Below are 21,775 nucleotides of genomic sequence, written 5' to 3'. Positions count from 1 at the left end.
GTCGGGCGTGACCATGGCTGCCGCGCAGGACGATGCGCCCCGGGCGCGGGCGGCGCCCCGCCGCCGCCCCGGCCTGTTGCGGCGCATCGCCCGCCACTGGGCCGACTATCTCTACATCCTGCCGGCCTTCGTGGTGATGCTGCTGGTGATCGGCTATCCGATCTACGACACCATCTATCTGTCCTTCTTCAACACCCCGCCCAGCCTGGCCATGGCCGACAAGACCTATGTCGGCCTCGACAACTACAGCCGCATCCTGGGCAGCGACAGCTTCCGGGAAGTCACGATCAACACCCTGATCTGGACGGTGTTCTCGACCTTCTTCGCCTTCATCCTCGGGCTCGGCGCCGCCCTGTCGCTGAACAGCTATTTCATCGGCCGCGGCATGCTGCGGGGTCTGTTCCTGATCCCCTACGTGATCAGCGCGGTCGCCGCCTCCTATGTCTGGCGCTGGCTGTACCACAGCGATTTCGGCGTGATCGGCGCGCTGTCGGTGGCCTTCGGCATCACCGAGACGCCGATCAACTTCCTGGACAACGTCCACACCTCCCTGCCGTCGCTGATCGTGGTCAACATCTGGAAGGAGTTCCCCTTCGCCATGATCATGCTGCTGGCCGGGCTGCAGACCGTGCCGGACGAGCTGCACCGCGCCGCCAAGGTCGACGGCGCCGGCGCCTGGCAGCGCTTCTGGCACATCACCATGCCGCATCTGAAGGGGGTGACGCTGGTGACCGTGCTGCTGCTGCTGGTCACCAACCTGAACGGCTTCACCATTCCCTGGATCATGACCGGCGGCGGCCCGGCCGGGTCCTCCGACATCTGGATCACCCAGATCTACCAGCTGGCCTTCGGCCGCATCCGCTTCGGCATCGCCTCGGCCTATTCGGTGATCCTGTTCGTGGTGATGATGGCGCTGGGCTGGTTCTACGTCCGGGCGCTGACCCGGGGCGACGGGAGGCGGCCGGAATGAGCGCCGTGACGCTGGAACAGCGGCCCGCCCCGAAGCGCCGCCGCGGCCGGACCGGCCCCTGGGGCGCGGCCCGCATCGTCTACCTGGTCCTGCTCGGCATCTTCACCGTGCTGCCGATGGCCTGGATGCTGCTGACCTCGGTGAAGACCCAGTTCGCGGCGCTGCAGTATCCGCCGGAATGGATCCCGTCGGAGCCGACGCTGGAGCAGTACACGCGCCTGCTCTCCCCCGCCAACGAGGTCGGGCAGGAGTTCCTGCACTACCTGCTGAACAGCATCCTGGTCTCGACCGCGACCACGATCCTCGGCGTCGTCATCGCGGTGCCGGCGGCCTACGCCTTCTCGCGCTTCCGCTTCCCCGGCCGCAAGCTGCTGTTCTACGCGGTCCTGGTCCGGAACATGTTTCCGGCCGTGGTCTTCCTGATGCCGCTGTTCATCATGATGAAGTGGATGGGGCTGGTGAACACGGCATGGTCGCTGATCCTGACCTACCTGACCTTCGGCCTGCCGCTGTCGATCTGGCTGCTGAAGGGCTTCTACGACAACATCCCGGTGCAGCTCGAGCAGGCGGCGCGGATCGACGGCGCCACGCGGTTCCAGGCCTTTCTCCTGGTGGTCATGCCGCTGTCCTCGCCCGGCATCATCGCCACCGCGATCTATTCCTTCGTCCTGGCGTGGAACGAATACGTCTATGCCCTGACCTTCATCAACGACAAGAGCAAGCTGACCCTGCCGGTCGGGCTGGAACGCTTCTTCACCGAATACGCGACCAACTGGCCCGGGCTGATGGCGGCCTCGTTCATCATGAGCGTGCCGGTCGTCGTGCTGTTCCTGGTCCTGCAGAAATACTTCGTCCGCGCCCTGACCGAAGGCGCGGTCAAGTCCTGACGAGAAGGGGAGCCCATGGCGCAGGTGGTGCTGCGGGACGTGGTCAAGCGGTACGGCGACATCTACGCCGTCGACCATGTGTCGCTGACGGTCGAGGACGGCGAGTTCGTGGCCCTGGTCGGCCCGTCCGGCTGCGGCAAGACGACGACGCTGAACCTGGTGGCCGGTCTGATCGAGCTGAGCGACGGCGACATCCGGATCGGCGACCGGCTGGTCAACGACCTGGACCCGAAGGACCGGGACATCGCCATGGTGTTCCAGAACTACGCGCTGTACCCGAACAAGACGATCTACAAGAACCTGGCCTTCCCGCTGAAGATGCGGAAGCTGCCGGCGGCCGAGATCGAGCGGAAGGTCCGGGCCGCGGCCAAGCTTCTGGACATCGAGCATCTCTTGGAGCGGCGGCCGCGTGAGCTGTCGGGCGGGCAGCAGCAGCGCGTGGCGCTGGGCCGGGCCCTGGTGCGCGACCCGCGCGTCTTCCTGATGGACGAGCCGCTGTCGAACCTGGACGCCAAGCTGCGCACCCAGATGCGGGCGGAGCTGAAGCGCTTCCACCAGGATCTGGGGGCGACGGTGATCTACGTCACCCACGACCAGATGGAAGCCGTCACCATGGCCGACAAGATGGCGGTGATGAGCGGCGGCGTGCTGCAGCAATACGACACGCCGGAGCAGGTGTTCGAGCGCCCGGTCAACACCTTCGTCGCCGGCTTCGTCGGCAGCCCGGCGATGAACCTGGTGTGGGCCCGGGTGGCCGGCAACGGCACCGGCGCCGCGATCGAGAGCCCGGACGGCTGGCGCTGCGCCCTGTCCGACGCCAATGCCCGCAAGGCTCGAGGCGCGACCGACGGCGAGGTCGTGCTCGGCGCCCGGCACAGCACCATCCGGCTGCACCGGGAAGAGGTGCCGGGCGCGATCGCCGGCCGGGTCTACACGGTCGAGCCGACCGGCGACATCACCTACGCCCATGTCCATCTGGGATCGGCGACGCTGGTGGTCAGCGTCACGCCCGACGTCAAGCTGGGGATCGATCAGCCGGTCTGGCTCGAATTCGACCAGCAGAAGCTGCACCTGTTCGACGGCAAGACCGGCCAGGCGCTGCCGGCCGGCTGACGCATCAATCGGCCCGATCAAGCGGGCCGGCTCTCGGAGGGAAGGAAGGACCCGTGAAGATCACCAATCTGCGCACCGCCGTCATCGCGGGGAACTTCCCCTGGGTGCTGGTGAAGGTGGAGACCGATGCCGGCATCACCGGCCTGGGCGAGGCCTATTGGGGCGCCGGGGTCGCCGAGCTGGTGCACAAGGCCAAGCCGGTCATCATCGGCGAGGATCCGGTCAACATCGGCAAGATCGTCGAGATCCTGATCCGCTGCCTGTCCGGCGAGGGATCGCAGGCCGGCGCCACCGTCACCGCGATCAGCGGCATCGAGATCGCGCTGTGGGACCTGATGGGCAAGGCGCTGCAGACCCCGATCTCGACCTTCTTCGGCGGCCGCTTCCGCGACAGGATCCGGATCTATGCCGACTGCCACGCCGGCGACACGCCGGAGCCGTCGTCCTACGCCGCCAAGGCGCGCGAGGTGGTGGCGGACGGGTTCAGCGCCATCAAGTTCGACCTCGACACGCGCAACCCGTACACCATCGACATCTCCGACGACCCGAACCCGCGGCGGCAATGGTTCGAGCCGTTCAACCGCACCATCGGGTCGCGCGAGCTGGCCTGGATGGTCGACGTCGTCCGCGCCGTGCGCGAGGCGGTGGGGCCCGAGATCATGGTGGCGATGGACGCCCACTGGAAGTTCGGGGTGAACGACGCCATCAAGCTGGCCCAGGCGCTGGAGCCCTTCGACCTCTTGTGGCTGGAGGACCCGGTGCCGCCCGAGAACATCGAGGCGCAGCGCCACGTCACCCATTCGACGAAGACACCGATCTGCACCGGCGAGAACCTCTACCGCAAGCACGGCTACCGCGAGCTGATCGAGAAGCAGGCGGCGCGGATCATCGCTCCGGACATCCCGAAGATGGGCGGGCTGGCCGAGGCCAAGAAGGTCGCCGACCACGCCGACCTCTATTACATCCCGATCGCGCCGCACAACGTGGCCAGCCCGATCGGCACGGTGGCCGGCGCCCATGTCTGCGCCGCCATGAACAACTTCCTGGTGATGGAATTCCACGCCCATGACGTGCCGTGGTGGAGCGACCTGGTCGATGGCGGCCCGCCGATCGTCGACGGCTACATCCACCTGAACGACCGGCCGGGCCACGGGCTGACGCTGAACGAGGACGTGGCGCGGGCGCATCTGAAGCCGGGATCCAGCTATTTCGGCGACGAGCCCTGATCGCCGCCGACCGACCATCGAAGGACGAACCGAGAATGATCGAGACCAGCGACATCAAGCGGCCGCCGGCGGAATGGTCGGCGGCGCTGCAGGCGATCGGCGCCGCCACGGCCAGCAGCACCCTCGCCCATATGGGCATCCGCAACACCCATATCTGCGGCCCGGTGGCCTGGACCAGGGGCAAGGCGATCGCCGGGCCGGCGCTGACGCTGCAGTTCATGCCGAAGCGCGAGGATTTGTACGGCGAGGACGAATACGCCGAGCCGGAGAAGCAGCTGCACCGGCACGTGCTGTATCACGCCCAGAAGGGCGACATCGTGGTCGTCGACGCCCGCGGCGACATGAAGAGCGGCGTCTTCGGCGACATGATGCTGACCTACTTCAAGGGCCGCGGCGGCCTGGGCGTGGTGATCGACGGCTGCATCCGCGACTATCCGAACACCGGCCGGCTGGACCTCGGCTTCTGGCTGCGCGGCGTCACCCCGAACTTCCACACCCAGACCGACCTGATGCCCTTCGGCGTCAACATCCCGATCGCCTGCGGCGGCGTGCTGGTGATGCCGGGCGACATCATCGTCGCCGACGACGACGGCGCCGTGGTGGTGCCGGTGGCGCTGGCGCCGCAGGTGATCGAGAAGGCGACCCAACACCACGAATGGGAGGAGTTCTCGCGCGAGCGCCTGTCCCAGGGCGGCGACCTGCGACGCTACTATCCCCTCAGCGAGGCGGCGCGGCCGGAATACGAGGAGTGGCTCAAGAGCAAGGGCCGGGCCTCATAGGCGAAGCCGGCAGCCCTTGGGCCGTTTGCCCGCTGGCCGGAACGTCGACGTCTTTTCACCGAAGTGCCAGTGGCGGGTTCGAGCCGACAAGAAGCAGGCAGAAGAGCGATATGGAGCAAAACCGTCCAATCGGCGACAGAAAATGGAGCAAAACTCCAATTTGCAATTGACTCCGGCGAGGCCGATCCGCAACCTCCTCGGCACAGCGCACTGCCGGAGATGTCACGCCGCATCGTCCATGAGGGCACATGGGCGCTGTCCGTGACGACCAGGGAGGATGTCAAGGATCATGCCTGCCGTGACGGACGCCGTCGCCCGCCGAGACATCGCCTTCCATATCCACTCTCAGACCAATCCGGCGCTGCTCGAGGAGCAGGGGCCGCTGGTGGTCGCACGCGGAGAGGGCGTCCGCGTCTATGACAGCGGCGGCAAACCCTATATCGACGCGATGGCCGGGCTCTGGTGCGCCTCTCTGGGCTTCGCCAACGCGCGGCTGGCGGCCGCGGCGGCACGGCAGTACTCGGAGCTGGGCTTCTACCACACCTTCTTCCACCGGACCTCGGAGGTGGTGGCGGACCTGGCCGAGAAGCTGGTGGCGCTGACCGGCATGGCCGGCGGCAAGGCCTATTTCGCCACCTCGGGCTCGGAGGCGAACGAGACCATGGTCAAGCTGGCCTGGGTCTACCACGCGGCCCGGGGCAAGCCGACCAAGCGGAAGGTGATCGCGCGCGACCGCGCCTTCCACGGCTCGACCATCGCCGCCGCGTCGATGTGCGGCCTGCCCTTCATGCATCGCGAATTCGGGCTGCCGCTGCCGGGCTTCCTGCACACGCTGTGTCCCGACCCCTATCGCGGCATGCAGCCCGGCGAGGACGAGGCGGCCTTCGTCGAGCGCCTGGCGACCGAGCTCGAGCGCCTGATCCTGGCCGAGGGGCCGGACACGATTGCCGCCTTCATCGCCGAGCCGATCCATGCCGGCGGCGGCATCATCGTGCCGCCCGAGCGCTACTTCGCCCGCATCCATGAGGTGCTGGAGCGGTACGACATCCTGTGCCTGGACGACGAGATCGTCTGCGGCTTCGGCCGGACCGGGAACTGGTTCGGCAAGGACACCGTGGGCATGCGGCCCGACATGATGGCCCTCGCCAAGGGCCTGTCCTCGGCCTATTTCCCGATCTCCGCCGTCGTCGTGGCGCCAGCGGTCTATGACGCGCTGCGCGAGTTCAACCGCCGGGGCGGTGCCTTCGGCCACGGCTTCACCAATTCCGGCCATCCGGTCGGCGTCGCCGTCGCTGCGGAGGCGATCCGGATCTACCAGGAGATGGACGTGATCGCCCATGTCCGCCGCATGGGCGCCCGGCTGCGCGCGCATTTCGAGGAGATCGGCCGAGGCTCCCCGATCGTCGGCGAGGTGCGCGGCGCCGGGCTGATGCTGGGGATCGAGCTGGTGCAGGACAAGGCGACGCGCCGGCCCTTCGCCCCGGACCGCCAGGCCGGCCCGACCTTCGACCGCCTGGCCTATGAGAACGGGCTGATCGCGCGCTGCATGGGCGACGTGCTCGGCTTCTCGCCGCCGCTGATCGTCGACGAGGTCGATGTCGACGAGATCGCCGACCGGTTCGCCGCCAGCCTCAGGCAGCTGGAACGCGTTCTGGCGGCGGCCTGACCCCGCGAAGGATCCCGAAGCCCAGCCGGGCGCAGGCGGCGCGGAACTCCGCCGGCGACAGCGCCGATTGCAGCGTCAGCGCCGGCCCGACCAGGGACGACACGGCAATGCCGTGCCGCTCCAGCGCCGCCAGGTCGGCGACGTGCTTGCCGTCGCCGCTCTCCACCGCCATGGCGAGCTTGCGGGCGGCGACGTCGAGCCGGTGGGCGGCGAAGCCCAGCCGCTGGTCGGGGAAGGCCCTCTGCCCCACCGGCGCCTGGTCCACCACCCAGTTCAGCACGACGGAGACATCCGGGTCCGTCGCCAGGGCATAGGTCGCCTCGCATTCGCTGCCGTCGTCGCGGAGCCCCATGCGAATGAAGCCGGCCGCGGCCAGCGCGGCGTGGTCGCAGGCCATGGCCCGAGAGGCATCCGGCCAGCAGCGGTGATGGATGTCGAAATCGCCGGGCGGCCGGTCCAGCAGATCCGCCAGCACCAGGCTTCCCGCCCAGTAGCTGGCCGAGGAGCGGTGCGGGCGAAGCAGGCCGACGATCCGTCGGTGCAGCGCGGGGAGGGGCATGGTCAGCCCCCCGCGGCCACGGCGCAAGCCGGGCCGGGCGCCCCGGCCGCCCGCACCCAGAGTGGATTGGAGTGCTGCGCGCATTCGAGCAGCAGCGCCTCCCAGCTGCCGATCCGGCCGAACGCCCGCCGGATCCGAGGCAGCATCGGCTCCTCCCCCGCCAGGAAGGCATCGACCAAGTCGCGCGCGGCCGGCTCCCGCGCGGCCAGGTCCCTCAGCCAGGCGACCAGCCGGCGGCCGGTCTCCCGCGCGTCGCCGTCGGCCGGAAGGTCGGGCAGGTCCTCTCCCGGCCAATGCCGGGCCGCGAGCCGGGCGAAGGTCAGCAGCCCGGAATGCCGGATGCCGAGGCCGCCGCCCTCCGGGACGGTGAAGGCGGCGGCGGTCCGGCGCGACCTCAGGATCTCCGCCTCCTCCGCCATCATCGGATAGCTGTCGCTGACATGGATCAGGTTGCAGACCGGGTTGTCGCACCAGAAGCGGCTGCGCACGGTCCCGGCCTCGGCCCGGGCCGGCTGGGTCGCCCCCTTGATCCGCTGCAGCCGCGCCAGCGGGTCGGCGCCGCGCCATTCGGTGACGCAGGCGGCCCGGCCGTCGAACAGATCGACCACCAGCGGCCAGTGCCGGCCGCCGGTGCCGCCGGACAGGCCGTAGAAGGCCTCGATCGAGCGGGCGTCATGGACCACGGTGCCGCGGCCGGCCGGGACCAGGCCGGTGGCCTCGGCGATGAAGCGGTCGAGGGCTCCGACCAGGCCGGAGAGCACCGCGTCGGGGGAATAGACGGTCAGCGCCCGATCGGGCGACGGGACGATATGCATGATCGATCTTTCCTCAGGCAGCGGCGCGCCGGGGCGCGGCACCGGTGATCGCCGTGCCGGTCGCGGCCTGACCCCGGGCCCAGGCGGTCACCCGGTCCGGATGCAGGCCGTTCAGCACCGTGCAGTCCATCCCGCGCGCCTGCAGGAAGGCGACGGCGCAGGCGTCGATCGAGGTGTGGCCCATGCGCAGCAGGTCGGCGGCGGAGATGGCGGCGATCAGGTGGTCGGGATCGCCGATCCGCCCGGCCTCGAACACGCCGTCGACATCGGTCAGGATGGCGACGCGGCGCGCCCCGGTCAGCCAGGCCAGCCAGACCCCGACCGCATCCGAGGTGATCTCGAAGGTCTGCTCGACCGGGTCGACGTCGAACAGCAGCCGGGACGGCAGCAAGACGGCGACCTTGCCCCGCCCGAGCGCAGCGCGGCAGGCGGCCAGCGTCTCGCAGGCCACCAGCCGGTCCGAGAAGGCCGGGTCGGCCAGGATCAGCCCGGTCTGGTCCTGGGCCAGGGCGCAGGCGCGGTGCGCCGTCTCCGGCGCCAGCGGCCGCTCCCGATCGATCGCCTCGATCACCTTGTCGGTGCGGCCGCCGCCGGGGAGGATCAGGATGCGCTGCCCGTCGGCGGCGAGGCCGGCGATCGCCCCGATCAGCTGTCGGCAGCGCTCCAGGTCCCGGGTCAGGCTGCCGCCGAATTTGAGGACGATGTCGACACCGTAGTCGACGAAGCCCTTGATCGACTGGTTCCGCATCGCCGCCTCCCTCAGTTGGTCGCCGTGCCGCGCCGCTCGGCCTCCGCCCGCAGCTCGGGCAGGGCGCTCCACACCTTCTCGAAGGCGTCGGCATAGGCGTGCATGGCGGTGTCGTCGTTCGGCGGCGCGATCTCGGACAGGTAGAACATCGTGTCCAGGAGCGTCCGCGTGTTCGGGAAGTCGGCCAGCGACCAGCGGTCGCGCCAGAACGGCAGATGCTCCCACACCGGCTTGCGCAACCAGACCCAGACCGGCACGCCCTCGGCCTGCAGCAGCTCGACGATCAGGTCGCGGGCGGCGGGCCCCGGCGGCAGGCCGAGCCTGGCCGGGTCAATCCGCAGTGGGACGTTGAGGAAGGAGTTGCGCGGCCGGCGGATGTCGTAGAGCGGCAGCAGCCCGGGCAGCCCGGCCAGGCGGTCCGTGAGCACGGCCGCGTTCTGGCGGCGCTGGGCCAGCTGCTCGTCCAGCTCCGGCAGCCGGCTGAGCGCGACCGAGGCCGAGAACACGTTGGGCCGGTAGTTGTAGCCCGCGGTCATCGGCGAGAACACGCGCTCGCCGTTGCGGGCCGAGCTGGTCAGCGACACCCGGTCGACATGGTCGATCAGCCCGGGATCGGCGGTGCAGAGCAGCCCGAGCTCGCCGGCGCCGAGATGCTTCGCGCCGTTGCCCGACAGGGCCAGGGCGTCACTGTCGAGCGGTGCCTCGCCGTCGCGGCTGCAGGTCACCGCGATCGACTGGGCGCAGTCGTCGACCAGCCGGACCCGGCCGGTGGCCCGCACGGCGGCCCGCAGCTGCGGCGCCAGCACCGGGTTGCCGAACAGATGGGTGATCAGCACCGCGGCGGTGTCGCCGGACAGGGCCCGGACGGCGGCGCCCTGGTCGATCGCCGCATCGGCCAGATCCACATCGACGAAGACCGGTTCCAGCCCGGCGAACCGGATCGGGCCGATCGCGCCCGGCCAGTTCAGCGCGGCGGCGACCACCTTGGTCCCCTGCCCCCGCGCATGGTCGAGCGCCACATGGATCGCGGCGGTGCCGGTCGACACCGCGCGCACGGTCCAATGGCCGGTCCAGGCCGCGAAGTCCTGCTCAAGCGCCGTCACCACCGGGTGGTTGACGCGATGATACTTGCCGCTCCGGATCACGCGGTTGAGCGCCGCGAGATGGCCGCTATGCGAGGCCGGCCACGGCACCACCAGATCCTCCGGCACCGCCCGCTGGCCGCCGAACGCCGCCAGCTGCGCCTTCGCCGAGCCGGCTCGCGGCCGCGCATAGGTGGGCACGGCCGATCTCACATCATTCTTGTGCAGCATCATTGTCTCCACGCCAGTACTGTTCATCATGAATCGAGAGAATTTTACTCAAATATTTGAGCGAGATTTTTCCCGTCGATGGATTTAGGTATCGATGTAACCGAACTGTCAAAATATTTAAGAAGAATATGTGAAATATATTCTCCCGCTTCACTGTATTTCTGTGAACATCCACAGATGCCCGGATCTTTCACTGGACCCAGCCGGATGATACGCCCCTTCCCCATAGCGCCCGCCGCGGCGGCCGTGCTGCTGATGGCTGCCAGCGCGGCGCTCGCCCCTCTGGCGGACGCCGCCGGCAAGGAGCTGATCACCGCCTACGCCGCGGTCCAGATCGCCTGGATGCGGTTCGCCGTTCATGCCGTCCTCGCCGGCGGCGCGGCCGTCGCCACCGGAGGCGGCCTGGCGACGCTGCGCCCCACCCGGCTGCAGCTGCTGCGGGGAAGCGCGCAATTCGCCTCCTCCCTGTGCCTGCTCTGGGCCCTGGCGCTGCTGCCGCTGGGGGCGGCGCTGATCATCGTCTTCACCGCGCCGCTGCTGCTCCTGCTCGCGCGGGCGGCGTTGCGCTGCCCGGATGCGGACGGCGCCACCGTCGCCCTGTCGCTGCTGTGCCTCGCCGGGATCGCCGTGGGATATGCGCAGTCGCCGGAGATTTCCCCGGCCGGGGCGGGCCTGGCCTTCGCCGCCGCCATGCTGCTGGCGCTCTGCTTCGGCCTGACCGCCCGCACGGCGCGGACGGCGGGGGGCTTCGCCAACAGCTTCCACATCGCCGCGCCGGGCGCGGTGCTGGGCCTGGCGCCGATGATCGTCCTGGGCCGCTGGCCCGAAGGCGCGGACTGGCTGGTGGCCGGGCTGATCGGCGTGATCTCGGCGCTGGCCCATGCCCTGATCGCCTGGGCGATGCGGCTGCACCGCTCCGGCGCCTTGCCGTCGATCGGCTATCTCGAGATTCCCTTCGCGCTGGCCTATGGCTGGCTGCTCTTCGACCACACGCCGACACGGGCGGAGACCGCCGGCGCCGTCCTGATCCTGCTGGCCGCCGGCGGCATCGCCCTGCGCCTGAACCGCGCGGCTTCGGACGCCTTGGTGCGGCGGGCGGGGAATGCTATGGCTCGGCCGGGCGCGCCCGGCGGCGTGGTCGGGCGGAGTGCGCCGCCCGGCGGCGCGGGGCGATGACGCGCCGCCCGATCCGTGGGGCCGATCCGTGGGGGACGACGGCATGGCTGGCGAGAACGAGCTCGGGACGGCGGCGGCGGATCTGCCGGAGGCGGAGCTGCGGCCGCTCGCCTTCATGGAGCGGAACCTGGACAGCTTCCCGCCGGCGCTGGCCCGCGCCGCGAAGTACCTGCTGGAGAATCCGGAGAAGGTCGTGCAGTACACGCTGCGCGAGCTCAGCGGCTTCTCGCGGGCCGGCGAGGCCAGCATCGTCCGCCTGTGCCACATCGTCGGGGCACCGGGCTTCTCGCAGCTGAAGATCGCCGTCGCCCGGGAGCTGGCGCTGCGCAACGCCGCCGGTCGCACGCGCGGCGAAGGCGGGCAGGATGCGCTGGCGGAGCTGGCCGCCGATCTCGCCGCCTCGATCACCGACACCGGCGCCGCGTTGGATGCCCGCGCGCTGGATGCGGTGGCCCAGGCGCTGCAGGCCAGCACCCGCATCGACCTGTTCGGCTCCGGCGTCTCCGGCATCATCGCCGAGCTGTTCTCGTACCGGCTGCTGCGGGCCGGCGTGAACGCGCATTGCATCCGCGACGCCGTGCTGGCGCATGAGGTCGCGAACGGCCTCGGCCCGGACAGCGCCGCCATCGCCATCTCCGAGTCGGGCGCCACCACCGAGACCGTGGCCTTCCTGGAGGTGGCGCGGAAGGCCGGCGCTTTCACCGTCGCCGTCACCTGCCAGGAGCGGAGCGCCCTGGCGTCCCATGCCGATGCCGTGCTGCTGATGGCGAAGCTGCAGCGCCCGGCCTATGGCGGCACAATCTCACCGGTGCCGCGGGCGGTGTTCCTGGCGGAGGCCCTGGCCAGCCGCCTGACTCCGCCGGGCCGGACCGCTCGATAGAGCAAAACTCCATCCACCGTTCATAAAACTGAAGTCACACTCCGTTATGGTCTCCCCGACTCGATCGGGGGTCTCGCATGACGGACAAGGCACTGGTGCTGCGCGGGCTGACGAAGCGTTTCGACGCGACCGACATCCTGCGCGGAGTCGATCTCGAGCTGGGCGCGGGCGAGTTCGTCGCCCTGGTCGGGCCGTCGGGCTGCGGCAAGTCGACCCTGCTGCGCCTGATCGCCGGCTTCGACGCCGCCGATTCGGGCTCGATCGCGATGGCCGGCCGGCCGATCGACCGGCTGCCGCCGCATGAGCGCGACATCGCCATGGTGTTCCAGAGCTTCGCGCTGTACCCGCATATGAGCGTGTTCGAGAACTTGGCGACGCCGCTCGCCGTCCGCCGGCTGTCTCTGGCCGGCCGGCTGCCGCTGACCCGCCACCTCGCACCCGGCGCCCGCGCCGCCTGGGCCGGGATCCGGCAGGACGTCGCCGAGATCGCGCGGATGCTGCAGATCGAGCCGCTGCTGGGCCGCCGGCCGGGCCAGCTGTCGGGCGGCCAGAAGCAGCGCGTCGCGCTCGGCCGCGCCATCGCCCGGCGGCCGCGGATCTTCCTGATGGACGAACCGCTGTCGAGCCTGGACGCGGCGCTGCGGACCGAGCTGCGGGTCGAGCTGGTCGAGCTGCAGCGCCGGCTCGGCGTGTCCTGCCTTTACGTCACCCATGACCAGACCGAGGCCATGACCATGGCCGACCGCATCGCCGTGATGCTGAACGGCCGGGTGGCGCAGGTCGGCACGCCGGCCGAGGTCTATGGCGACCCGCAGCACCTGGCGGTCGCCCGGTTCATCGGCACCCCGTCGATCAACATCCTGCCGGCGGAGCTGGGCCCCGACGGGCGGCTCTTCGTCCTGGGCCAGGCCCAGCCGCTGCGGGTCGCGGCCGATGCCGGGCCGGGCCTGACCGCCGCGATCCGGCCGGAGCATCTGGCCTTCCGGCGGACCGCGCAGCGTGCCGCCGAGCCGGGCGACCTTCTCGGCTCGGTCCGCCATGTCGAGCATCTCGGCCATGAGGCCATGGTGCAGCTGACCCTGGCCGGCCGGCCGGACCTCGCCGTCAGCCTCCGGGTCGGCCAGGCCCGGCTGCACGAGGCCCTGGCCCTGGCGCCGCAGGAGCAGCTGGCCCTGCGCATCGCCCCCGAATCCCGTCTGGTCTTCGACGCCGGCGGGCGCCGCCTGCCGGCCCTGCCGGTGATAGGCCAGCCGGCCGCGACGGCGGTGGCGTCGTGACGGCCGCCTCGCTGGCCCACCCCGCGCCGCGCCCGGCCACGGCCCGGCGGGAGGCGCTGCAGGGCTGGTGCCTGGCGCTGCCGGCCACCCTGCTGCTGGTGGTGATCGTGCTGGCGCCCCTGGCGGTGGTGCTGGGGCTGAGCCTGACCGACTACAGCCTGGGGCAGACGGACACCCGCTTCGTCGGCACCGCCAACTACGCCCGGCTGTGGAGCGACCCCGCCATCCGCCGGGCTCTGTCGAACACCGCGACCTATGTCGGGCTGGTGGTGCCGGCCTCCGTCGGCATCGGCCTGGGGCTGGCCCTGCTGATCCAGGCGCGGCGCCGGCTGCGCCATGTCTACGAGGTCGTGTTCTTCCTGCCGGTCACCAGCACCTTCGTCGCCATGGCCTTCGTCTGGCAGTACCTGCTGCACGGGCGCATCGGCCCGATCAACGGCTGGCTGCGGCAGCTCGGCCTCGGCCGCGTCGACTTCCTGACCGACCCCTCGGTCGCGATCTTCTCGCTCGCCGCAATCGGCGCCTGGCAGCTGATCGGCTTCAACGTCATCCTGTTCCTGGCCGGTCTCACCTCGCTGCCGCGCGACGTGCACGACGCCGCCGCCCTGGACGGGATGCGCGGCGCCGAGCGCTTCGCCCGGGTGACCTGGCCGCTGCTGGCGCCGACGGCGCTGTTCGTCACCGTCACCTCCTGCATCACCGCCTGCCAGGTGTTCGACTCCGTGGCGGCGCTGACCCGCGGCGGCCCGATGGGGTCGACCGACGTGCTGCTGTACCGGCTCTACCAGACCGCCTACCAGCAGCTCGACATCGGGCTGGGCGCCGCGCTGTCGGCCGTTTTCCTGGCCGTGATCGTCGCGATCTCGCTGCTGCAGGTCGCCATCGCCGACCGCCGGATCCACTATTCATGACGCGCCCAGCCCTCCCCCTCGCCCGGATGCGCCGCGCCCTGGGCCCGCTGCTCGGACATCTCGTGCTGATCGCCGCGGCCGCTTTGGTGCTGCTGCCCTTCGCCTGGATGGTGCTGACCGCGCTGCGCCCGCCGGCCGACGTGCTGTCCGAACCCTTCGGCCTGCCGACCGACGCCGCGGCCGCCATCGACAACGTCCGCCAGGCGGTGACCGCCGTGCCGATGCTGCGGCTGCTGCTGAACGGCCTGATCGTCGTCGGCGGCATCGTCGCGGCGCAGCTGTTGGTCGCCATCCCCTGCGCCTACGCCCTGGCCAAGCTGCGCTTCCCGGGCCGCCGCCTGCTGTTCGCGCTGGTCCTGCTGGCCCTGTGCATCCCGGTCCAGGTGCCGATGCTGCCGCTGTATCTCGGCCTGGCCCGGCTGCACCTGCTCGACAGCTACGCGGCTCTGATGCTGCCTTTCCTGCTGTCGGTCTTCGCCATCTTCCTGCTGCGCCAGCACTTCCGCGGCTATCCCGATGCGGTGCTGGAGGCGGCGCGGCTGGACGGGCTGACCCTGCTCGAGATCCTGCTGCGGCTGGTCGTCCCCAGCGCCCGGCCGGCGATCGCGGCCTTCGTCGTGTTCTCGGCGACCGCCCATTGGAACGACCTGTTCTGGCCGATGATCGTGGTCTCCTCGACCGACATGGCGACCCCGCCGCTCGGCCTCCTGTTCTTCCGCGACGGCGAGCTGGGCGCCAACTACGGCGCCCTGATGGCCGCCGCGCTGATCGTCACCGCGCCGCTGGTCGCCGCCTTCTTCGCCGCGCAGCGCCAGTTCATCCGCGGCATCGCCATGACCGGCCTGCGATGAGGCGGGCCGGTCGTCCACAACAGGGAAGCATCGCCATGAAACGCATCTGGACCGGCCTGTCCGCCGCCATCGTCCTGGGAGCGGCCCTCACCGCGCCCCCTGCCGCCGCCGAGCAGGTGACGCTGCAGGTGCTGCACGCCTGGCCGTCGCACAAGCGCTTCCACGAGCCGATCGCCGAGGCCTTCATGAAGGCCCATCCCGACATCAGGATCGAGTTCCAGGCCCCGGCCGCCAGCTATGGCGACGCGCATCAGCGGATCGTGCGCGCGGCGATGACCGACACCCTGCCGGATGTCTACTACGCCGCCTACAACACGCTGCCGGAGCTGGTGCGGACGCTGCAGCCGCGCGGCCAGATCGAGCCGCTGAACGGCTTGCTGCAGGCCGAGGGCACGGACTGGATCGCCGCCAACTACAGCCCGACTGTGCTGGCGCTCGGCCAGGTCGACGGCCAGCAATGGGGGCTGCCGTTCAACGCATCGACCCCGATCGTCTATTTCAACCGCGACCTGATCGCCAAGGCGGGCGGCAACCCCGACGCCTTCCCGGCCGACTGGGACGGCATCATCGGCCTGGCCCGCAAGATCAAGACGTCGAGCGACGCCGACGGCATGTCCTACGCCGTCGACGAATGGGGCGACGACTGGCTGTGGCAGGCGCTGGTCGACAATTTCGGCGGCCGGGTGATCGACCCGCAGACGCAGAAGGTGGCGTTCGGCGGCGAGGCCGGCCGCAAGGCAGTGGAGCTGGCGCGCCGCTTCGTCGCCGAGACCGACATGCCGTTCCTGAACGAGGACCAGGCGATCCAGCAATTCGCCGCGGGCAAGCTGGGGATCTTCATCGGCTCGACCGCGGAGGTCCTCAGCATGGGCGACGCGATCGGCGGCAAGTTCAAATTCGGCACCGCGCCCTATCCGGTCGCCGACAAGGCCAAGGGCGGCCTGCCGACCGGCGGCAACGCCGCGGTGATCCTGACCCAGGACCCGGCGAAGCGGAAGGCGGCGTGGGAGTTCCTGAAATTCGTCACCGGGCCCGAGGGCCAGACCATCGCGGTGCTGGGCTCGGGCTACATGCCGACCAACCTGCAGGTCACTAAGCCCGAATATCTCGGCGACCACTACGCCAAGAACCCGGACTGGACCACCAGCATGAAGCAGTGGCCGATCGCCCGGTCCTGGGCCGGCTATCCGGGCAACAAGAGCGTCGGCATCTGGGACGAGCAGAAGGCGATCCTGTCCGCGATCATGCGCGGCTCGGTGACGCCGGAGGAAGGGCTGGCCCAACTGGTCGCGACCACCGACACGATCCTGACCAACTGACCCCATCACCGCCGGGCGGAGCCATGCGCAAGATCATCCACCTCACCGACCTCCATCTCTGCCCGCCCGGCGGGCGGGTGATCGGGTTCGAGCCGGAAAGCCGGCTTCGGGCCTGCATCGCCTCGATCAACAGCCGCCACGCCGATGCCGATCTCTGCGTCGTCACCGGCGACCTGACCGATGCCGGCGACGCCGCCTCCTATGAGCGGCTGCGCGGCATCCTGGCCGAGCTGCGCATGCCGGTGCGGCTGCTGCTCGGCAACCACGACCGGCGGGCGGCGTTCCGGGCTGCCTTCCCGGAGGCGGAATGCGATCCGCACGGCTTCGTCCAGTCCGTGCTCGACCTCGACCGCACCCGACTTCTGTTCCTCGACACGCTGGACGAGAGCCGGCCCGGCGCCGGGATCCTGTGCCGCGACCGGCTGGGCTGGGTCGCCGACCGGCTGGCCGAGAGCGGCGACCGGTCGGTGACGGTGTTCCTGCACCACCCGCCCTTTGCCATCGGCGTCGAGTATTTCGGCCACATGCTGCTGGCCAACGGCGCCGAGCTGATGGAGCTGCTGCGCGGCGCCGGCGGGCGGGTGCGGCATCTGGCCTTCGGCCATTGCCATGTCGGCCTGTCCGGGCAGCGCGGCGGCCTGTCCTTCAGCGCCAACCGCGGCACCTGCCACCCGATCGACGTCGAGCTGCGGGGCCTGCGGGCGCTCTATGTCGACCGCCGGCCGACCTACGACGTGCTGCTGCTGGAGGATGGGGATGTCGTCGTCCACAGCGTCGAGCCGGGCAGCGACGAGGATGTCGTGGCCGAGGAGCGGGCCGAGCTGGACGGCGGGTCCGGCGTGATCGAGATGCGGCCCCGCCGGCCGGTGCTGGCGGTGGCGCGATGAGGCCCGCCATGGGATTCGACCTGCTGATCTGCGACTGCGACGGCGTCCTGATCGACAGCGAGGTCATCGCCTGCGAGGTCGATGCCGAGACCTTCACCGCAGCCGGCTTCCCGCTCAGCGTCGTCGAGGTGCGCCGGCGCTTCGTCGGCATGTCGCAGGCCGAGATGCGGGCGACGCTGGAGCGCGAGGCCGGGCGGAGGCTGCCGGACGATTTCGACGCGCGCCTGTCCGCCCGCCTCGTCGCCGCCTTCGAGCGGGAGCTGGCGGCCCTGCCCGACGTGCGCCAGGCCGTGCTGGCGCTGGGAACGCGGCGCTGCGTCGCCTCCAGCAGCTCGCCCGACCGCCTGCGCCACACCCTGACGCTGACCGGGCTGTACGACCTGTTCGCGCCGCATGTGTTCAGCGCCTCGCAGGTCGAGCGCGGCAAGCCGGCCCCCGACCTGTTCCTGTTCGCCGCCGCCCGCTTCGGCATCGCGCCCGGCCGCTGCCTGGTGGTCGAGGACAGCGTCGCCGGCGTCACCGCCGCGCGGGCGGCCGGCATGACCGTCATCGGTTTCACCGGCGGCGCCCATTGCGACGCGGCCACGCCGCACCGGCTGCTGGAAGCGGGCGCGCATCACATTGCCCGCAGCTGGCGCGAATGCCAGGAAATTCTCGTCCCGGCTTAGCTCCGATCAGAACAAGCAGGCATTCACTCAATAACTCGCCGAACACACAATTAAAACTGGATCAAATATTAAGAATAAATTCATCTTCGATACATTGACTCTCGAAACATGATCTGGAATCTATTCTGTACCATCGAATAGCTTGATCGAATCTTGACGGACACCTGACAGGCCATTGCCTTCACGCTCGGGAGTTGAGACATGACCGGTCTCGGTTTTTACGATCCGACCCTGCGCCTGCCGGCGGCCCCACCCCTGCGCCTCGCCGGCGTCCCGATCGAGCCGCCGCGCCCGGCCGCGCTGGACGCGGCCCATGTCGGGCGGCTGGTCCGGGCGGCGCTGAAGGCGGTCGCCGCCGGCACGGCCTATGGCGAGAAGGTGGTGCTGCAGCCGGGCGAGCCCGAGCTGCTGGAGCTGCTGCAATCTCCCGCGCTGGACAGCCGCTTCACGCAGGAGCGGCTGAACTGGAAGCTCAGCGCGCTGGTCAGCGTCAACGACCGCTACGGCGGCGTGAAGATCGTCGGCTCCAACGCCTATAACCGCCTGCTCAACCTGCCGCGGTCGCGCTCGACCATCCTGCTGTTCGACAAGCTGACGATGCAGCCGCTCGCGGTCTATGACGGCACCGAGATCTCGGCCGCGCGCACCGGCGCCTATGCCTCGATCGCCGTCGACCTGTTCCTGGCCGACCTGCCGTCCTTCGCCGTCTTCCTGTTCGGCGCCGGCGCGGTGGCGGAGAAGCTGATCGCCGATCTGCAGGCGCATCACGGCCCGCGGATCGCCGCGGTCTACGTCAAGAGCCGGACGCCGGAGCGCGCCGCCGCCTTCGCCGCGGAGCAGTCCGTCCGCACCGCCTTCCCGGTGATCGCGGTGACGGATGAGGATCGCCTGCCGGCCTGCCGCCTGGTGGTCACGGCCTCCAATGCCCGCGAGCCGGTGCTCGACGCGGCGTCGATCGGGCCGGAGGCCGTGGTGCTGCATCTCGGCGGCGACGAGACACCGCCCGCGCTGATCCGGCGCATGCTCGAGCACGGCACGGTGATGTGCGACGACGTGCATTCGGTCAGCCACCGCAATTCGCAGAGCTTGGCGCTGTACTTCTCCCGCTCCGGCCGGTCGCTGGAGGCGGAGGCCGGGCGCTACCAGATCCTGAGCGCCTGGCAGGCCCTGGCCGGCCAGGGCGCGGCCTGGCGCCGGCCGGCGCTGCTGACCTGCGTCGGGCTGCCGGTGCTCGACCTCTATGTGGCGCAGAGCATCCACGAGACCCTGACCGGAGGCCCGAGCGCCATGATGGCCGCCGAAGCGGCGTGACCCCGGTGGCGGCGCCGTTGCGGGTGGCCTGCGCACCGCTGCGGTCCGGTGCCTTCCGGTCGCTGTGGATCGCGACCATGATCGCGAATGTCGGCGCCTGGGCGCAGACCGTCGGCGCGGCCTGGCTGCTGGTCGAAGGCGGGGCCGACCAGGTGGCGCTGGTGCAGACCGCCAGCTCCGCCCCCGTCGTCCTGTTCTCGCTGGTCGGCGGCGTCCTGGCGGACCGGCGCGACCGGGTGCTGGTCCAGCTGCTGGCGCAGAGCTGGAGCGCCGTCGCCGCCCTGGTCCTGGCCGGGCTGGCGCTGCAGGGGCTCGCGACGCCACCGGCGATCCTGATCCTGACCTTCCTAATCGGGGTGGGCATCGCCATCCGCGGGCCGGCCTGGCAGGCCGCGATCTGCGATCTGGTGCCGGCGCCGCAGGTGCCGGCCGCCGTCGTTCTCAGCAGCGTCGGCTTCAACCTGTCGCGCGTCGTCGGCCCGTTCATCGGCGGGATCGTGGTGGCAACGCTCGGCGCTGCCCCCGCCTTCCTGCTCAACGTGCTCACCTCGCTGGTGCTGATCGGGGTGCTGCTGGGCCGCCTGCATCGATCGGCCGCCCGGCTCGACCGGGGAGATGGCCGGGCGACGCTGCGCGCCGGGCTGCGCTCCATCCTGGCCAGCCCGGTCCTGCGGGCGGTGCTGGTCCGCGCCGTGGCGGTCGGCGTCCCGGCCAGCGCGGTCCTGGCCCTGCTGCCGGTCTTCGCCCGCTCGGGGCTGGCGGGCGGCGCCCTGCTGTACGGCCTGCTGCTGGGAGCCTTCGGCGCGGGCGCGGTGGCCGGGGCGGTGCTGCTGGCCGGGCTGCGCCGGCGCTGGCCGCCGGAGACGGTGCTGAGCGGCGCCAGCCTGCTCTTCGCCGGAGTGCTGGCCGGCCTGTCGGCCGCGCCGCCGCCCGTCGTCGCGATGGTGCTGCTGGCGCTCGCCGGCATCGGCTGGATCGCCATGCTGTCGACGCTGAACGCGACTGTGCAACTGTCCGCGCAGCCGGAGCTGCGCGGCCGGGCCCTCTCCGCCTACATGACCTGCGCCTTCGGCGGCCTGGCCGTCGGCAGCGTGATCTGGGGCGAGATCGCTGCCGCGAGCGGGCTGGGGGCGAGTTTCCTGGCGGCGGGCGCCACGCTGGCGGCCGGGGTGGGGCTGCGCCGCCGCTTCGCCCTGCCGGTGCGGGACGGCAGCTTGGCCTAGCCCGCATTTCTCACACTCCCTACGCCCTGCGTCACCTTGCGGCGAGTCGGATGCGGGGGCGGGACGCGAAAAGCGTATAGAGACATACGGTTGAGCGGCCCGCCCCCGCAGGCGGCCGCCGCAAGGCGACCCTCTGGGCCGACGCCTCATGCCGCCAGGGTGCGTCGCCGCGCTTGCCCGATGCGCCCACATCGCGCTGCGCGCGGCTCCTGCCCTGGCGGCATGGGGCGTCGGCCCAGGGCACAGGGAGTGTGAGAAATGCGGGCTAGATCCGCCGGGACAGAGCGATCTCGACCCGGCGATCGGCGTCGCGCTTCTGCCGGGCCAGGTGCAGCAGGAATTCGGTGACCAGCAGCGAGCGGGCCGTGGCGGCGGGGAACACCGCCTGCATGATGAAGGGCGTGCGCGGCGAGAAACGGCGCAGCACCACGTCGCCGCGGTCGAACCGGTCGAGCGCCGAGATCGGGTCGGCGATCGTCACCCCGGCGCCGCTGGCCACCAGGGCGCAGGCCGTTGCGGAATAGCCGGTCTCGATCACCACCCGGCGTGCGACCCCCGCGGTCTCGAACGCACCGTCGATGCGGTGGCGCAGCGCGGTGTCGCGGCCCAGCGAGATGAACCGCTCCCCCTCCAGGTCGGCGGCCCGGATCTCCTCCCGGCCCGCCAGCGGGTGGTTCAGGGGCAGCACGCAGACGCTGTCCGTCGGCTCGAACGGCTCCATCACCACGCCCGATCCCGCCGGCGCCCCGGACACGAAGCCGAGATCCGCCTGCTGGCCGGCCACCCATTCGGCGACGTAGCTGGAGGCGCGGACGTTCAGCGTCACCGTCACCTCGCGCCGGGTGGCGAGGAACGAGGCGATGGCACGCGGCAGGAAGTCGAGCGCCAGGGCGGCGAAGGCCACCAGCCGCAGATGCCCGGTCTGGACATTGGCCAGCTGGCGGGCGTTGCGCCCGACCTCCTCCATCGCCGCGAACAGCTTGTCGACATGCTGGAACAGGGCGACCGCCTCAGGCCGTGGCACCAGCCGGCCCTTCACCCGCTCGAACAGCTGCAGCCCGCTGCCCCGCTCGAACTGGGCGATCAGCTTGCTGACCGTCGGCTGGGACAGCCGCAGCAGCTCCGCCGCCGCGGTCGCGGTGCCGACCATCATCACGGCGCGGAACGCCTCGAGCTGGCGGACGTTCATGACGCCG

General features: G+C 70.7%; 21 protein-coding genes. 16 read left to right on the top strand and 5 right to left on the bottom strand.

Going from position 1 to position 21,775, the window contains the following annotated elements:
• The first annotated feature begins 13 nt into the window (after nucleotides 1-13).
• The 6 genes from G537_RS0109365 (at nucleotide 14) to G537_RS0109340 (ending at nucleotide 6,641) form a co-directional block, all read left to right on the top strand.
• A complete protein-coding gene (locus G537_RS0109365; protein ID WP_155888575.1) occupies nucleotides 14-970 on the top strand; it encodes a carbohydrate ABC transporter permease in 957 nt (318 codons plus the stop codon).
• The gene (locus tag G537_RS0109360) at nucleotides 967-1,857 is read left to right on the top strand and encodes a carbohydrate ABC transporter permease (protein ID WP_026869895.1); all 891 of its coding nucleotides are present in this window, start codon (nucleotides 967-969) and stop codon (nucleotides 1,855-1,857) included. The genes G537_RS0109365 and G537_RS0109360 overlap by 4 nt, the downstream gene beginning before the upstream one ends.
• Before the next feature lie 15 nt (nucleotides 1,858-1,872).
• Nucleotides 1,873-2,970 (top strand): ABC transporter ATP-binding protein, encoded by a 1,098-nt coding sequence (locus G537_RS0109355; RefSeq protein ID WP_026869894.1) that lies wholly within the window; start codon nucleotides 1,873-1,875, stop codon nucleotides 2,968-2,970.
• Nucleotides 2,971-3,023: 53 nt separating this feature from the next.
• Complete coding sequence (locus G537_RS37165; protein ID WP_034851193.1) at nucleotides 3,024-4,196, top strand: mandelate racemase/muconate lactonizing enzyme family protein; 1,173 nt, start codon at nucleotides 3,024-3,026, stop codon at nucleotides 4,194-4,196.
• Between the two features lie 35 nt (nucleotides 4,197-4,231).
• Nucleotides 4,232-4,975, top strand: a complete 744-nt coding sequence (locus G537_RS0109345) for a ribonuclease activity regulator RraA (protein ID WP_026869893.1) — start codon at nucleotides 4,232-4,234, stop codon at nucleotides 4,973-4,975.
• A gap of 289 nt (nucleotides 4,976-5,264) precedes the next feature.
• Entirely contained in the window at nucleotides 5,265-6,641 is a 1,377-nt protein-coding gene (locus G537_RS0109340) for an aminotransferase (RefSeq protein WP_026869892.1), read from the top strand.
• On the opposite strand, the gene G537_RS0109335 is transcribed toward G537_RS0109340, so the two are convergent.
• The 4 genes from G537_RS0109335 to G537_RS37150 are packed head-to-tail and all read right to left on the bottom strand — an operon-like array spanning nucleotide 6,607 to nucleotide 10,046.
• Nucleotides 6,607-7,200, bottom strand: a complete 594-nt coding sequence (locus G537_RS0109335; protein ID WP_034851192.1) for a hypothetical protein — start codon at nucleotides 7,198-7,200, stop codon at nucleotides 6,607-6,609. The genes G537_RS0109340 and G537_RS0109335 overlap by 35 nt on opposite strands.
• A gap of 2 nt (nucleotides 7,201-7,202) precedes the next feature.
• Nucleotides 7,203-8,015 carry a nucleoside-diphosphate kinase gene (locus tag G537_RS41975; protein ID WP_155888560.1) on the bottom strand — a complete coding sequence of 271 codons (813 nt, stop codon included), beginning with the start codon at nucleotides 8,013-8,015 and terminating at the stop codon, nucleotides 7,203-7,205.
• 13 nt (nucleotides 8,016-8,028) lie between these two features.
• Nucleotides 8,029-8,763 carry an amino acid kinase family protein gene (locus G537_RS37155; protein WP_034851189.1) on the bottom strand — a complete coding sequence of 245 codons (735 nt, stop codon included), beginning with the start codon at nucleotides 8,761-8,763 and terminating at the stop codon, nucleotides 8,029-8,031.
• 11 nt (nucleotides 8,764-8,774) lie between these two features.
• On the bottom strand, nucleotides 8,775-10,046 hold the full coding sequence (locus tag G537_RS37150) for a DegT/DnrJ/EryC1/StrS family aminotransferase (RefSeq protein ID WP_211230340.1): 1,272 nt from the start codon (nucleotides 10,044-10,046) through the stop codon (nucleotides 8,775-8,777).
• Nucleotides 10,047-10,154: 108 nt separating this feature from the next.
• Between G537_RS37150 and G537_RS0109315 the strand changes: the two genes are divergently transcribed.
• The 10 genes from G537_RS0109315 (at nucleotide 10,155) to G537_RS37130 (ending at nucleotide 20,579) form a co-directional block, all read left to right on the top strand.
• A complete protein-coding gene (locus tag G537_RS0109315) occupies nucleotides 10,155-11,252 on the top strand; it encodes an EamA family transporter (protein WP_483790110.1) in 1,098 nt (365 codons plus the stop codon).
• Between the two features lie 43 nt (nucleotides 11,253-11,295).
• The gene (locus tag G537_RS37145; protein WP_051248239.1) at nucleotides 11,296-12,132 is read left to right on the top strand and encodes a MurR/RpiR family transcriptional regulator; all 837 of its coding nucleotides are present in this window, start codon (nucleotides 11,296-11,298) and stop codon (nucleotides 12,130-12,132) included.
• Between the two features lie 77 nt (nucleotides 12,133-12,209).
• A complete protein-coding gene (locus tag G537_RS0109305) occupies nucleotides 12,210-13,409 on the top strand; it encodes an ABC transporter ATP-binding protein (RefSeq protein WP_026869889.1) in 1,200 nt (399 codons plus the stop codon).
• Nucleotides 13,406-14,320 carry a carbohydrate ABC transporter permease gene (locus tag G537_RS0109300; RefSeq protein WP_064742099.1) on the top strand — a complete coding sequence of 305 codons (915 nt, stop codon included), beginning with the start codon at nucleotides 13,406-13,408 and terminating at the stop codon, nucleotides 14,318-14,320. Before G537_RS0109305 ends, G537_RS0109300 begins: the two co-directional genes overlap by 4 nt.
• Nucleotides 14,317-15,171, top strand: coding sequence for a carbohydrate ABC transporter permease (locus G537_RS0109295; RefSeq protein WP_081688708.1), 855 nt, complete (start codon nucleotides 14,317-14,319; stop codon nucleotides 15,169-15,171). Before G537_RS0109300 ends, G537_RS0109295 begins: the two co-directional genes overlap by 4 nt.
• A gap of 35 nt (nucleotides 15,172-15,206) precedes the next feature.
• Nucleotides 15,207-16,490 (top strand): ABC transporter substrate-binding protein, encoded by a 1,284-nt coding sequence (locus tag G537_RS0109290; RefSeq protein WP_026869886.1) that lies wholly within the window; start codon nucleotides 15,207-15,209, stop codon nucleotides 16,488-16,490.
• Between the two features lie 23 nt (nucleotides 16,491-16,513).
• On the top strand, nucleotides 16,514-17,377 hold the full coding sequence (locus G537_RS37140; protein ID WP_051248238.1) for a phosphodiesterase: 864 nt from the start codon (nucleotides 16,514-16,516) through the stop codon (nucleotides 17,375-17,377).
• A gap of 8 nt (nucleotides 17,378-17,385) precedes the next feature.
• Complete coding sequence (locus G537_RS0109280) at nucleotides 17,386-18,045, top strand: HAD family hydrolase (protein WP_026869885.1); 660 nt, start codon at nucleotides 17,386-17,388, stop codon at nucleotides 18,043-18,045.
• Nucleotides 18,046-18,246: 201 nt separating this feature from the next.
• Nucleotides 18,247-19,356, top strand: a complete 1,110-nt coding sequence (locus tag G537_RS37135) for a hypothetical protein (RefSeq protein ID WP_081688706.1) — start codon at nucleotides 18,247-18,249, stop codon at nucleotides 19,354-19,356.
• Nucleotides 19,353-20,579: an MFS transporter gene (locus G537_RS37130; RefSeq protein ID WP_051248237.1), complete on the top strand. Its 1,227-nt coding sequence runs from the start codon at nucleotides 19,353-19,355 to the stop codon at nucleotides 20,577-20,579. Before G537_RS37135 ends, G537_RS37130 begins: the two co-directional genes overlap by 4 nt.
• Nucleotides 20,580-20,844: 265 nt before the next feature.
• Here G537_RS37130 and G537_RS37125 read toward each other — a convergent pair whose 3' ends face one another.
• Nucleotides 20,845-21,768, bottom strand: a complete 924-nt coding sequence (locus tag G537_RS37125) for a LysR substrate-binding domain-containing protein (RefSeq protein WP_051248236.1) — start codon at nucleotides 21,766-21,768, stop codon at nucleotides 20,845-20,847.
• Nucleotides 21,769-21,775 lie beyond the last annotated feature (7 nt).

This window comes from Inquilinus limosus DSM 16000 (assembly GCF_000423185.1).
Taxonomy (GTDB): Bacteria; Pseudomonadota; Alphaproteobacteria; order DSM-16000; family Inquilinaceae; genus Inquilinus; species Inquilinus limosus.
The sequence above is the reverse complement of the archived record's forward strand: the minus strand, read 5'-3'. Positions and strand labels throughout refer to the sequence as shown.